Annotated in this window: 7 protein-coding genes and 1 CRISPR repeat array; of the genes, 2 read left to right on the top strand and 5 right to left on the bottom strand. The window is 64.8% G+C overall.

Annotated features, from left to right (window positions below):
• Nucleotides 1-136: 136 nt before the first annotated feature.
• A CRISPR array of direct repeats spans nt 137-3,212; the repeat unit is 36 nt; unit sequence GTGATCTGCGGCTTCATGCCGCAGCTCCTTTGAAGC.
• 118 nt (nt 3,213-3,330) lie between these two features.
• A complete protein-coding gene (locus tag AC3WUM_RS11415) occupies nt 3,331-3,855 on the top strand; it encodes a DUF2721 domain-containing protein (protein WP_492410430.1) in 525 nt (174 codons plus the stop codon).
• Between the two features lie 57 nt (nt 3,856-3,912).
• Here the strand turns inward: AC3WUM_RS11415 and AC3WUM_RS11410 are convergent, their stop codons facing one another.
• Together AC3WUM_RS11410 and AC3WUM_RS11405 are read right to left on the bottom strand one after the other, a co-directional pair.
• Nucleotides 3,913-6,228 (bottom strand): NADP-dependent malic enzyme, encoded by a 2,316-nt coding sequence (locus tag AC3WUM_RS11410; protein ID WP_492410429.1) that lies wholly within the window; start codon nt 6,226-6,228, stop codon nt 3,913-3,915.
• Between the two features lie 154 nt (nt 6,229-6,382).
• Entirely contained in the window at nt 6,383-7,237 is an 855-nt protein-coding gene (locus AC3WUM_RS11405) for an alpha/beta fold hydrolase (RefSeq protein ID WP_492410428.1), read from the bottom strand.
• Between the two features lie 258 nt (nt 7,238-7,495).
• Here AC3WUM_RS11405 and AC3WUM_RS11400 point away from each other — a divergent pair, with 258 nt between their 5' ends.
• Nucleotides 7,496-8,839, top strand: a complete 1,344-nt coding sequence (locus tag AC3WUM_RS11400; protein ID WP_492410427.1) for an MFS transporter — start codon at nt 7,496-7,498, stop codon at nt 8,837-8,839.
• Here AC3WUM_RS11400 and AC3WUM_RS11395 read toward each other — a convergent pair.
• From AC3WUM_RS11395 to AC3WUM_RS11385, 3 genes are all read right to left on the bottom strand, one after another.
• The gene (locus AC3WUM_RS11395) at nt 8,836-10,125 is read right to left on the bottom strand and encodes an NAD(P)/FAD-dependent oxidoreductase (RefSeq protein WP_492410426.1); all 1,290 of its coding nucleotides are present in this window, start codon (nt 10,123-10,125) and stop codon (nt 8,836-8,838) included. The two genes, AC3WUM_RS11400 and AC3WUM_RS11395, sit on opposite strands and share 4 nt — an antisense overlap.
• A 319-nt stretch (nt 10,126-10,444) precedes the next feature.
• A complete protein-coding gene (locus tag AC3WUM_RS11390) occupies nt 10,445-11,245 on the bottom strand; it encodes a sensor histidine kinase (RefSeq protein WP_492410425.1) in 801 nt (266 codons plus the stop codon).
• Between the two features lie 9 nt (nt 11,246-11,254).
• Nucleotides 11,255-13,648 (bottom strand): protein kinase domain-containing protein, encoded by a 2,394-nt coding sequence (locus tag AC3WUM_RS11385; RefSeq protein WP_492410424.1) that lies wholly within the window; start codon nt 13,646-13,648, stop codon nt 11,255-11,257.
• Between the last annotated feature and the right edge of the window lie 65 nt (nt 13,649-13,713).

Here is a 13,713-nt window from a genome sequence, read left to right as displayed (position 1 = left end):
CGCCGAACTCATCAGGCGCTACAACCAAACAGCGATTGGCTGCATGACTGAGGCGACAACTATCTTGACGCGCGCCGTGCCGCAGCTCCTTTGAAGCCCGTCAAAGGAATCATATAGAACCAGGATTCTTTGCGGCGTGATCTGCGGCTTCATGCCGCAGCTCCTTTGAAGCATGTTTTCGACGGTCATTTCCGTCGTCAAAGATCCGTGATCTGCGGCTTCATGCCGCAGCTCCTTTGAAGCAATCTTTTCCCAGATGTTCATTTCAAAACTCTCCGGTGATCTGCGGCTTCATGCCGCAGCTCCTTTGAAGCTGGTTTGCGCTGCTTCTTTCTTCCAGGCTATCAGAGGTGATCTGCGGCTTCATGCCGCAGCTCCTTTGAAGCCCGCTGCCCATCGTCGAGGCCGCCCCGCCGCCGGCGTGATCTGCGGCTTCATGCCGCAGCTCCTTTGAAGCCAGAAGCTCTACCGGACAATGTGAAAGCAGAGCGTAGTGATCTGCGGCTTCATGCCGCAGCTCCTTTGAAGCCTCCCAAATCTCTGTTGCCGATATGGGCATTTCCTTTGTGATCTGCGGCTTCATGCCGCAGCTCCTTTGAAGCACGACCGGCGGCGCCGGCAGCCACGCGCACACGATCGTGATCTGCGGCTTCATGCCGCAGCTCCTTTGAAGCATCGTCCAATAGCGGCGGTTGCCCGTGTCGTCGTGCAGGTGATCTGCGGCTTCATGCCGCAGCTCCTTTGAAGCAGGCATGAATTTCTCCATTGTCCAGCGCTGTCCACTGGGTGATCTGCGGCTTCATGCCGCAGCTCCTTTGAAGCGCTACCCAGCTGGCAATGTCGCTCTTACCATCGCTGGTGATCTGCGGCTTCATGCCGCAGCTCCTTTGAAGCGGCGATCATGGTCGGCACTCCATGAAGCACTCTATGAGTGATCTGCGGCTTCATGCCGCAGCTCCTTTGAAGCGCGGGGGGTGTCGACGAGCTGCAAGACGCGATTGACGTGATCTGCGGCTTCATGCCGCAGCTCCTTTGAAGCGGCAAGGGCCGGCGCAAGGGGCAGCTGTATCTCTACGTGATCTGCGGCTTCATGCCGCAGCTCCTTTGAAGCGCGTTATCTCGACGCATAACGGTGTCGAGAATCCGTGTGATCTGCGGCTTCATGCCGCAGCTCCTTTGAAGCCAGCTGCTCCGCGCGCTCGATGTCTTTCACCAGGCCAGTGATCTGCGGCTTCATGCCGCAGCTCCTTTGAAGCCGAGTGGGCGCGCGTCACGGCCGATGCGAGCGACTACGGGTGATCTGCGGCTTCATGCCGCAGCTCCTTTGAAGCGCCAGAATCCAGTCCTGAGAATCGGCACCGCCGTTCGTGATCTGCGGCTTCATGCCGCAGCTCCTTTGAAGCTGTTTAAGCTTTGTTTCGATCAGCTTGATGGTGCCGGTGATCTGCGGCTTCATGCCGCAGCTCCTTTGAAGCCGCACCTGAGGTTTAGAAGCTTGAGCATCAAGCAGGCGTGATCTGCGGCTTCATGCCGCAGCTCCTTTGAAGCCTCATACTGCGTGATAGTCGCAGCATCGATCATCCCGTGATCTGCGGCTTCATGCCGCAGCTCCTTTGAAGCTGGATAGATGGGGACATTATCGTGCGCCTTCGACAGGTGATCTGCGGCTTCATGCCGCAGCTCCTTTGAAGCCTCCGATATGAGGTGGCTGAGCTACGCCGTCCGATTGTGATCTGCGGCTTCATGCCGCAGCTCCTTTGAAGCTCTTCAACCGAAACGACCATCTTGCCGGTCAGTTCGTGATCTGCGGCTTCATGCCGCAGCTCCTTTGAAGCGACAAGGACGTCGGCGTGACGAAAGACCCGGACCGCGGTGATCTGCGGCTTCATGCCGCAGCTCCTTTGAAGCGAGCGTGCCGGTGTCGGTTACAAGCAGAGCCAGATGTGATCTGCGGCTTCATGCCGCAGCTCCTTTGAAGCGATCTCCCGAATCTCGCGCTGCTTGTGGGGACCGGTTCGTGATCTGCGGCTTCATGCCGCAGCTCCTTTGAAGCTGCTCCAGGCAAGCGGCGACCGATTCAATGCAGCGGTGATCTGCGGCTTCATGCCGCAGCTCCTTTGAAGCGTGGCTATCCGCGGACCGCTGCGGGAGAGCTGATGGTGTGATCTGCGGCTTCATGCCGCAGCTCCTTTGAAGCGCGACATGGCCGCGAGCGCTCAGGTCAGCGCGGCAAGTGATCTGCGGCTTCATGCCGCAGCTCCTTTGAAGCCGACAGCTTCAAGAATGGTGTTGCCGGAATGGATTTGTGATCTGCGGCTTCATGCCGCAGCTCCTTTGAAGCTGTCAAGAATCCGTCGCAAAAATTATCGTGGCTCTCGTGATCTGCGGCTTCATGCCGCAGCTCCTTTGAAGCATAACGTAGCACGGTGCGCCGGTCGCATCTTTGATGTGATCTGCGGCTTCATGCCGCAGCTCCTTTGAAGCCCAAGGGCCAAGGCGGCGCGCTCGATCAAGCCGAAGCCGGTGATCTGCGGCTTCATGCCGCAGCTCCTTTGAAGCCTGGTGAAAATGCAGGCAAAGCGGTTATTGGTCTGGGTGATCTGCGGCTTCATGCCGCAGCTCCTTTGAAGCCGATTAAATCGAAGCTCAGAAAACCGCTTCGACCACGGTGATCTGCGGCTTCATGCCGCAGCTCCTTTGAAGCGCCAGCTCGACGCGCCCGAAGGTCGACCATATGACGTGATCTGCGGCTTCATGCCGCAGCTCCTTTGAAGCATGCCTGGAATGAAGAAGGCTCCGTCAGACGCGCGGAAGTGATCTGCGGCTTCATGCCGCAGCTCCTTTGAAGCTAGGTGTCGCGCACCTCCTTGAGCTTGATGATCATGTTGTGATCTGCGGCTTCATGCCGCAGCTCCTTTGAAGCGCGGAACAGGGACGGGTTCATGCGAGCCCCGGCACGTGATCTGCGGCTTCATGCCGCAGCTCCTTTGAAGCGATGACGAAAGCATCGTCGATGCCCAGCGTTGCGACAGTGATCTGCGGCTTCATGCCGCAGCTCCTTTGAAGCTCAGCCCACCCTGGCTTGTAGCCGGCGGCCTGGGCGGTGATCTGCGGCTTCATGCCGCAGCTCCTTTGAAGCCCGATCACAGCACGTTCGATCAGCGCCGCGTGCTGATGTGATCTGCGGCTTCATGCCGCAGCTCCTTTGAAGCAAGAACGATCGCGTGGCCCTGCCCTACGTCGATGACTGTGATCTGCGGCCTCATGCCGCAGCCCCTCTATCAATATTCCCCCAGCGCCGCGCCGTATACTCGCTTTCCGGCCCCTTCAATGCACACCGACATGGCGCTAGACCTCGAAACCACCGGCGCAACTTCGGTCGCGATCGCGCATGTCATTCAGCTCGCGGTGGCGCCGGTGTTCCTGCTCACGGGTGTCGCGAGCTTGCTCGGCGTGCTGTCGAACCGGCTCGCGCGCATCGTCGATCGGGCTCGTCGCCTGGAGGCTCAGCTCGGAACGGATGATCCGGTGCATGCGGAGCAGTTGCATCGCATGCTCAGGCAGCAGGCGGGACGCGCCCGGCTGATCAATTGGGCGATCGGCTTGTGCATCGCGACTGCGATTCTGGTGGCGAGCGTGGTGGTGACGCTGTTCGTCAGCAGCCTCGTCGGCATCAATCTGAGCGCTATCGTGGCCACGCTGTTCATCACGGCGATGCTCGCGTTGATCAGCAGCCTGTTGATCGCGCTGCGTGAAATGTATCTGGCGACGAGCCAGCTGCGCATCGGCCAGCCGGAAGGTTCACCGAAGAACAAGCCGGTGCTGCTTTCGTCGGACAAGACAGCCCAAAGCTGATCCGCAAAACACATCGGCCGCATTGAGCGGCCGATGTGCGCACCGCTTTACCTCAAGTCATTTCGCCTTCGCGTTGGCCTCGGCCACCGTCAGCGCCGTCATGTTGACAATGCGGCGCACCGTCGTGCTCGGCGTGAGGATGTGCACGGGCGCGGCGCAGCCGAGCAGGATCGGGCCGATCGCGACGTTGTTGCCGGCCGCGGTCTTGAGCAGGTTGTAGGCGATGTTGGCGGCGTCGATGTTCGGCATCACGAGCAGGTTCGCCGGACCCGACAAGGTCGTCTCGGGCAGGATGCGGCGACGCAGCGCCTCGTCGAGCGCGCAGTCGCCATGCATTTCGCCGTCGACTTCGAGATCGGGCGCCTGTTCGCGCAGCAGCGCAAGCGTCTTGCGCATCTTCTGCGCCGACGGCGAGTCATAGCTGCCGAAATTGCTGTGCGAAAGCAGCGCGATCTTGGGCTCGATGCCGAAGCGCGCGACCGCTTCGGCCGCCATCTGCGTAATCTCGGACAGCTGCTCGGCGGTCGGCTCGATGTTGACGTGCGTGTCGACGATGAACACCTGGCGATCCGGCAGGATCAATGCATTCATCGCGGCGAAGATGCTGCGGCCTTCGGCCTTGCCGATCACGCGATCGACGTACTGCAGATGGCGCGCGGTGGTGCTGATGGTGCCGCAGATCATGCCGTCGGCTTCGCCCTTCTTGAGCAGCATCGAGGCGATCAGCGTGCTGCGACGGCGCATCTCGAGCTTGGCGTACTGCGCGGTGATGCCGCGGCGCGCCATGATGCGGTGATACTCGGACCAGTATTCGCGATAGCGCTCGTCGTGCTCGGGGTTGACGATGTCGAAGTGCACGCCGGGCTTGATGCGCAAGCCGTAACGCTGCACGCGCTCCTCGATCACGGCCGGACGACCGACCAGGATCGGCTTGACGATCTTTTCGTCCACCAGAATCTGCACGGCGCGCAGCACGCGCTCTTCTTCGCCTTCGGCATAGACGACGCGGCTGCGTTCCGCCGGCGCCTGGCGCGCGGCTTGGAACACCGGCTTCATGATCGTGCCGGACTGATACACGAACTGCTGCAGCTGCTGGCGATACGCGTCGAAATCGGCGATCGGGCGCGCCGCGACGCCGGAATCCATCGCCGCCTTCGCAACGGCCGGCGCGATCTGCACGATCAGGCGAGGATCGAACGGCTTCGGAATGATGTATTCGGGGCCGAACGACAGGTTCTCGATGCCGTAAGCCGCGGCGACGACATCGCTCTGCTCCTGGCGCGCGAGTTCGGCGATCGCATGCACGACCGCGATCTCCATCTCACGCGTGATCGTCGTTGCACCCGCATCGAGCGCACCGCGGAAGATGAACGGGAAGCACAGGACGTTGTTGACCTGGTTCGGATAATCGGTGCGGCCAGTCGCGATGATCGCGTCGCTGCGCACGGACTTGACGTCTTCGGGCAGGATTTCGGGATTCGGATTGGCGAGCGCGAAGATCAGCGGACGATCCGCCATCTTCGCGACCATCGGCGGCTTGAGCACGCCACCGGCCGACAGACCGAGGAACATATCGGCGCCTTCGATCACCTCGGCGAGCGTGCGCTTGTCGGTGGGCTGCGCGAAGCGCGCCTTGTCCGGGTCCATCAGCTCGGTGCGGCCCTGATAGACCACGCCGGCCAGATCGGTGAGCCAGATGTTTTCGATCGGCAGGCCGAGGTCGACGAGCAGATCGACGCAGGCCAGCGCCGCGGCGCCCGCACCGCTGACGACGAGCTTGATCTGCTTGATGTCCTTGCCGACGACCTTGAGACCATTGAGCGTGGCCGCGCCGACGATGATCGCGGTGCCGTGCTGATCGTCGTGAAACACCGGAATCTTCATGCGCGAACGCAGCTTGCGCTCGATGTCGAAGCACTCCGGCGCCTTGATGTCTTCGAGGTTGATGCCGCCGAACGTGGGCTCGAGCGCGGCGATCACCTCGACTAGCTTGTCCGGATCGAGCTCGTTGACTTCGATGTCGAACACATCGATGCCCGCGAACTTCTTGAACAGCACCGCCTTGCCTTCCATCACCGGCTTGGCCGCGAGCGGGCCGATGTTGCCGAGGCCCAGCACCGCGGTGCCGTTGGTGATCACGGCCACCAGGTTGCCGCGCGCGGTGTAGCGGAAGGCGTTGACCGGATCGGTGACGATCTCTTCGCAAGCCGCGGCCACGCCGGGCGAGTACGCGAGCGCGAGATCGCGCTGGTTGGTGAGCTGCTTGGTGGCGGTGACCGAGAGTTTTCCGGGCGTCGGGAACTCGTGGTAGTACAGCGCGGCCTCTCGCAGGCTTTCGCGCACCTTGCTGGGGACGGGGGCTTCCTGGCTCATGTTCGAATTGTCTTTGCGCCCGGGCGGGCGGATCAATAACCACAAATCATTATAGGGACGCCGTCTGCCACCCATCCTCACGAGGGCAAGCGGGCCCAGAGGGATACCACGAAGCCTCGGCCCGGGGCCAAGCGTCTTTATCGATGAGGGCCGATCAGGTTTTCGATGCGTCCCGCAGGAACGCCGTCAATTCGCGATTGAAGCGCTGCGCATGGGTGATGGTCATGCCGTGCGAGGCGCCGGTCATCGTGAGCCGGCGCGCATTCGGCATCCACTCGCCGAGCAGCTCGGCGTTGTGCCGGTACGGCGTCGGGCTGCGCTCGCCATCGACGATCAGCGCCGGGCAGGCGATGCGCGCAGCCTCGCTGTCGATGTAGAACGGCAGCGGATCGTTCATCTGCGGCGCGAGCGTCTGCGCGTTGTCGCGCGCCATGTCCTGGAAGAAGGCATTGCTGCGGTCCCAGAAACCCGGCCGGCTCACCGAATCGACGAAGATCCTGAGCCCTTCGTCGACATGGCCTTCCTCGATCAGCGACACCGCCTTTTCGCGCAGCTGGATGGTTTCGAGCGGCATCGCGCCGTCGGAATCGGCATCCTTGGCCGGCCCGCCCGGATCGACCAGCGTGAGGCTGTCGATGAGCTCCGGATGCTGGAGCGTGAGCTGATACGCCACGCAGGCACCGCGTGAATGGCCGACCAGGTGCAGCCGCGGGCTCTGCAGCTTGGCGAGGAACTGGGCGAGCTGATCGCGATGATCGGCCCAGCTGAACGGCCGCCCGATCGACGACGGCAGGCGCGGAAAGAAGTGTCGCAGGCTCGGCGCGACGACCCAGTAGGACTCGGCCATGCCCGACAGCTGTGGCAGCCAATAGCGCCAATCGCACATCGAGCCGTGCACGAATACCACGGCATCGCCGTCTCCGGCGTCGACATAAGCAATACCCTGCAGGGGTTCCAGCAACTTGACCTTGGCCTTGTGCGGCTGCGAGGTCTGCGGCTGCGTGCTCATCTGAACTCTCTCATGCGTTGCGCGCCCAGAAGGGGCTGGCTGCGATGCGGCGCGATTCTAGTGCAGCTTGTGCGCACTCGCCTGTCGTTGAGCTGTCAGGCGACCTGCGGCGCTCGCCCGGCCTGGAAGTACGAGCACCGAGAGCGCAGCAAGATAGACGCCAGCCGACACTCGCATCGGGGGCAGACTCGATAACCGCACGCTTCTTCGTTTTTTCGAATTGAGTGAATCAGCTTGCGATGAGCCTCGATCACACCGATGCTCAGCTCCAATACAAGAGCGGCATCAGAATCAGGAGAGCCCATGGAAGGCGAGGCGCGCAGCAACGCAACCGCGGAACACGGCACGGCCTGGAGACTGCGCTCGATCTTCAGCGGCTCGGTCGGCAACCTCGTCGAGTGGTACGACTGGTACGTCTATTCCGCGTTCTCGCTGTACTTCGCCAAGGTGTTCTTCCCGAGCGGCGATTCCACCGCGCAGCTGCTCAACACCGCCGCGATCTTCGCGGTGGGCTTTCTGATGCGCCCGATCGGCGGCTGGCTCATGGGCATTTACGCGGACAAGCGCGGCCGCCGGGCCGCGCTGCTGCTGTCGGTCGTGCTCATGTGCGCGGGCTCGCTGGTGATCGCGCTGACGCCGGGCTACGCGAGCATCGGCATCGCCGCGCCGATCCTGCTCGTGCTCGCGCGGCTGCTGCAGGGACTCTCGGTCGGGGGCGAATACGGCACCTCGGCCACCTACCTGAGCGAGGTGGCGACGCGTGAGCATCGCGGCTTCTGGTCGAGCTTCCAGTACGTGACCCTGATCGGCGGACAGCTGCTTGCGCTCGGGGTCCTGATCCTGTTGCAGCAGGTGTTTCTGAGCACCGAGCAACTCGAAGCCTGGGGCTGGCGCATTCCGTTTCTGATCGGCGCGTTCGCGGCCGTGACCGCGCTATGGCTGCGCCGTGGCATGGAGGAGACCGAATCCTTCGCGCACAAGCGCGCCACCGACGTGAGTCTGATGCGCCGCCTGCTGCAGCATCCGCGCCAGCTGCTCACGGTGGTCGGGCTCACCATGGGCGGAACGCTCGCGTTCTACACCTACACCACGTACATGCAGAAATACCTCGTCAACAGCGTCGGCATGAGCAAGAACGATGCGACGCTGATCTCGGGCGCGACGCTGTTCCTGTTCGCGCTATTGCAACCGCTCGTGGGCTCGCTGTCGGATCGCATCGGCCGGCGTCCGGTGCTGCTGAGCTTCGGCGTGCTCGGCACGCTGCTGACGGTGCCGATCCTGAGTGCCCTGCGCGAAGCGCAATCGGCCAGCGAAGCCTTCTGGCTGATCATGGCCGCGCTCGTGATCGTAAGCGGCTACACCTCCATCAACGCGGTCGTGAAAGCCGAGCTGTTTCCCACCGAAATCCGCGCGCTCGGCGTCGGCCTGCCGTATGCGCTGACGGTATCGCTGTTCGGCGGCACCGCCGAATACATCGCACTCTGGTTCAAGAGCATCGGCCACGAGAGCGGCTTTTACTGGTACGTGACGGGCTGCATCGCCATCTCGCTGATGGTCTACGCGACGATGGCGGACACGCGCTGGAAATCGAGTATCGATTAGCTCGAAGACTTGCGTTCGCCTTCGGTGATCAGCCGCGCACTGCGCCCATCGGTCACGAACGACCAGATCCAGTCCAGCGACACCGTGATGCGGTTGCGGAAGTCGATCAGGAAGAACACGTGGATGAGGCCCCAGAACAGCCAGGCCGGCAGGCCGCTGAGCTTGAGCCAGCCGAGGTCGACCACGGCTTCGCCACGGCCGACGGTGGCGAGGTTGCCCTGGTCGACATACGCGAACGGCGGCGGCGCGGGCTGGCCGCGAACCTGGCGCGCGATCAGCCCGGCCACGTAGCGGCCCTGCTGCTTGGCGGCCGGGGCGACGCCCGGCACCGGCTTGCCGCCGGCCATGCTGACGGCGGCCGCGTCGCCGATCACGTAGACGCCCGGCAGGCCCGGCACCGACAGATCCGGGTTCACCTTGACGCGGCCGGCGCGGTCGAGCGCCACGTTCGGGCCGAGCCAGCTGCCGACCGGCGAGGCGCGCACGCCCGCGGCCCAGACGATGGTCCGGCAATCGATGCGCTCGGCCCCGACCTGCACCGAAGTCTGGGTGCAATCGGTCACCGCGGTGTTGACGCGCACCGTCACCCCGAGCCGTTCGAGGCCCTGCTGGGCCTTGGCCGACAGCGAGGCCGGCATCGCCGCAAGAATGCGCGGCCCGGCTTCGATCAGGATCACGCGCGAAATGCGCGTGTCGATGCGGCGGAATTCGTGCACCAGCGTGCGGTGCGCAAGCTCGGCGATCGCCCCGGCCATCTCGACGCCGGTCGGACCGCCGCCGACCACACAGAAGGTCAGCAGGGCCTGGCGCTCGGCCACGTCGTCGCTGAGTTCGGCCTGCTCGAAAGCGTTGAGGATGCGACGGCGCAGCGCGGTGGCATCGTCGAGCGACTTGAGCCCCGGCGCGGCCTCCTGCCAGTGATCGTGGCCGAAATAGGCGTGCGAGGCGCCGGTGGCGAGGATCAGGTCGTCGTAGGCGATCGGGCCGCTGCGCGTAAGCACCTGGCGCGCCGCCGTGTCGATGCCGGTGACTTCGTCGAGCACCACGTCGACGTTCCGCTGGCGCTTGAGGATCGCGCGGATCGGCTGGGCGATCTGCGCGGGCGACAGCGCAGCGGTGGCGACCTGGTATAGCAGCGGCTGGAACAGGTGATGGTTGCGGCGATCGACCAGCGTCACGTCGACCTCGGTCTTGCGCAGCGCGGCCACGGCCTTGAGGCCGCCAAACCCGCCGCCGACCACCACCACGCGGCGCCGCGACTGCTTCTTTTCCGCAACACTGCTCATGACACTGCTCATGACATCTGATCCGGTTGTGCAACAGCAATGACAGGCGATGAGGCCACACTCGACCGTAACGAGGCCTGTCCGCAGTCGAAGGACCGCGGCTTTAGCAAAGCCTCTGCCAGCAGGCGCCGGCAGCGCGATCGGCGCGGAGGATAGCGAAGCCCTTTGCCATTGGCCGCCGCAATGTGACCGATCGGCGCGGCAAATCCGCTGGGGCGCGGCGACACTGCGCGCCGATGTCCCCCTTCCGCTTCGCCCGATTACGCCTGACGCATCCCACGACCCTGCTCGCCGGCACGGCGCGGCGCTTTGCCAGCGGCTATCGCGGCAGCGGAAATTCCAGAACCACCTTGGTGCCGCCGCGCGTTCCGGTGGTCCAGTCGATCGTGCCGGCGAGCTGCTGCGCGCGGTTGCGCATGCTGTCGGTGCCACGGCCCGCGTGATGCTCGGCCGCCAGACCCGGGCCGTTGTCGGTCACGTCGAGCAGCAGGCTCTGGCCGACCGCCTTGGCGCGCACGCGGATGTGCGTGGCGTGGCCATGGCGCAGCGCATTGGTGACGGCCTCACGCGAGATGCGGAACAGGTGCAGCACCTGCGCCTCGTCGAGCGACGGATCGGGCAGCGCCGCGTCCTGCTGCCAGTCGAGCAGGCCGCCGGCCGATTCGAGCCGGTGCTCGGTTTCCTCGCGAATCTGGCCGAGGGCCTGCAGCAGGCTGCAGGCGTCCTGGTTGGTGCGGCTGACCACGTCGCGAAAATCCTGCACCACCGCGCGCGCCAGATCGGCGAGCTCGGGCTCGCGCACCGCGTGCACGAGCGTGAGCAGCTTGGCGCCGATGTCGTCGTGCAGGTCGGCGAGCAGGCGCTGGCGCTCCTCGGTCGCGGCCTTGAGTCGCTCGGCGCGCAAGGCATCCGCGAGCTGGGCCTGCAGCTGCGCAAGCTGGTCCTGCAGGCGCCGCTGGCGACGCAGCATGAAGACCGCGAAGGCGACCAGCGCGGCGAGCAGGACGGCGGCGGCGATCATCGAGGGCATGGCGACGGCAGGACGTACCGGCGAAGGGAGCCCGCCATGGTAGTCGATCGCTCCGGCCATCGACGGCGGCGCCGGCACGCGGCGCGCCATGGTCTTTCGCTATTGCGCCTTCTGCGGCTCGACGCTCGCCGGCAAGGCCTCGGCTTCGGCCTTCAGGCCCATGGTCTGGTACAGCACGCGCAGTTTCTCGCGCGTATCGCGCGTGCGGTCGTGCTGCGGGCCGAGCTCCTTTTCGAGCACCGCGAGGCTGTGTTCGAGCTGCTCGCGCGCGAGCGGATACTCACCGAGCTTGGACAGGCAGTTGCCGTAGTTGGCCATGAAAGCCGCGGTTCGCCAGTCCTCCGCGCCGAAATGCTTGATCGCGTCGGCCACCGCGGTCTCGAACTCGGGACGCGCCTCGGCCGGGCGACCGCGCTTGAGCAGCCAGTTGGCGAAGTTGTGCTGCGGGATGATGCCGTTGACGACCAGCAGCGGATCGCTGTGCGCGGCCTCGATAGACTGGCGATAGTAATCCGCGGCCTCGTCCTCGCGGCCGAGCACCGAGCTTTGCGTCGCCATCATCGCCAGCGCGTCGATGCTGCGCGCATGCGAGCGGCCGTAGCGTGTCAGCGCGACATCGAGCAGCTCGCGGCGCTGGGCGTAGCTTTCTTCCGCGAGACCGGCGACGGCGGTCTGCCCCGCGAGATTCTGCAGACTGATGATGGTCTTGGGATGCGTCGGCCCATAGATGCGGCGCTCGCGCTCGACCACCTCGCGCATGATCGCGAGCGCGCGCTCGCTCTGATCGAGATCGGCCAGCGTGACCGCAAGGCTGCTCTGCACGTCCAGGGTTTCGGCCGCATCCGCACCGATCTTTCGGGTCTGGATCGCCAACAGCTTTTCCTGCAAGGCGAGCGCCTCCTTAGGCTTGCCGCCCATTTGCAGCATCGCTGCGAGATCGGCTTCGACCACCAGCGTCGGGCCGTCCTCGGCGCCGAACCGCTTCGCCATGTCCGCATGCAAGGCCCGCATGAACACTTCCGCTTCGTCTTCGCGGCCCTGCTCCATGATCGAAATGCCGAGCTGCCGCCGCGCATCGAAGCGCAAGCGCCACTGCGCTTCGTCGTTCGCGGGCGCGGCGACGAGCGCTTCGAGCTCGTGCTGCGCATCGTCGTAGCGACGCTGCTGCACGAGCGCACGCGCATGCAGCAGGTGCAGCTCGCGCGTGCGCTGCGCCTGCTCGCCTTCGGTCGTGGCTGACAGCTCGAGCGCGCGTTCGAGCATTTCGAGCGCGATTTCGGCTTCGCCGAGGCTCAGATAGGTGGCGCCGAGCGTGCGGTCGAGGCTCGCGACGACGGCCGGGTCGCGTTCGTTTGGCAATTGCCGACGTGCCTCGTCGAGCAGCTCACGCACACGCAGATCGCGGCCCATGTCCTGCTCGGGATCGGCCGCCGTGAGCATCTTCTCGAGAAATGCATTGGTCGCATCGGCCTGCTTGCGCGCTTCGGCTTCGGCCAAGCCATAGCGCAGCGACACCAGCGCGCCGGCGACGAGCATCGCGAGCGCGGCGGCGATCGCAGCCGACACCGCGCGATGCCGTCGCACGAACAGGCGCATCACGTACATCGCGCTCGGTGCATGCGCCTCGATCGGCTGGTGACGCAGAAAGCGTTCGAGGTCGCTCGCGAGTTCGGCGGCCGAACCGTAACGGCGCGGAGCCTCCTGCGCCATCGCTTTCATGATCACGGTCTCGGCGTCGCCGCGCGCACGCGGCTCGCGCTTCGACAAGGGCTCGATGCGGCCTTCGCGGATCAGCGTGATCGCTTCGATGACGGTGGATTTCGACAGGCCCGGATACGGCAGCTCGCCGGTCAGCAACTCGTAGGCGATGACGCCGAGCGAGTAGACGTCGCTGCGCGGATCGCTGCCGCGCGTGCCGCCCGCGAGTTGCTCCGGGCTCATGTACGGCACCGTGCCGAGTACTTCGCCGGCCACGGTCATGTTGACCGCGTCCTCGGCCACGCTCGCGACGCCGAAGTCGAGGATGCGCGGGTGGCCGTCCTCGCCGACGAGGATGTTCGCAGGCTTGAGGTCGCGATGCACGATGCCGCGGCTGTGCGCGTAGTGCACGGCCTGGCAGACCTGCGCGAGCAGCGCGAGCTTGTCGCGAAGGCTGAGCTGATGTTGCTGCGCGTAGCGCAGCAGGTCGGTGCCGCGCACGAGCTCCATCGCCAGGTACGGCACCGGCCCGGCCTCGCCGTCGGCGACACCGGCCGCGTAGAGCCTCGCGATGCCCGGATGCTCGAGCTGCGCGAGCAGCTCGGCCTCGCGGCGAAAGCGCTGCTGCGCTTCGCTGGACAGCCCCGCGCTGCGCAGTACCTTGAGCGCCACCTCGCGCTGCGGATCGCTCTGCTGCGCCTTGTAGACACGGCCGTTGCTGCCCTCGCCTAGCAGGCCGAGGATGCGATAGGGCCCGATCTGCTTCGGCAGACCGCTGTCATCGATAGGATTCACGAGGCTCCCCCAAGCAGGCGCGCCGGTCTCGTTCGGCGCGCTCTCATCGTTGTCTGGCTGAGTGT

This window comes from Hydrocarboniphaga sp. FW305-C-57, assembly GCF_058783045.1.
The sequence above is the reverse complement of the archived record's forward strand: the minus strand, read 5'-3'. Positions and strand labels throughout refer to the sequence as shown.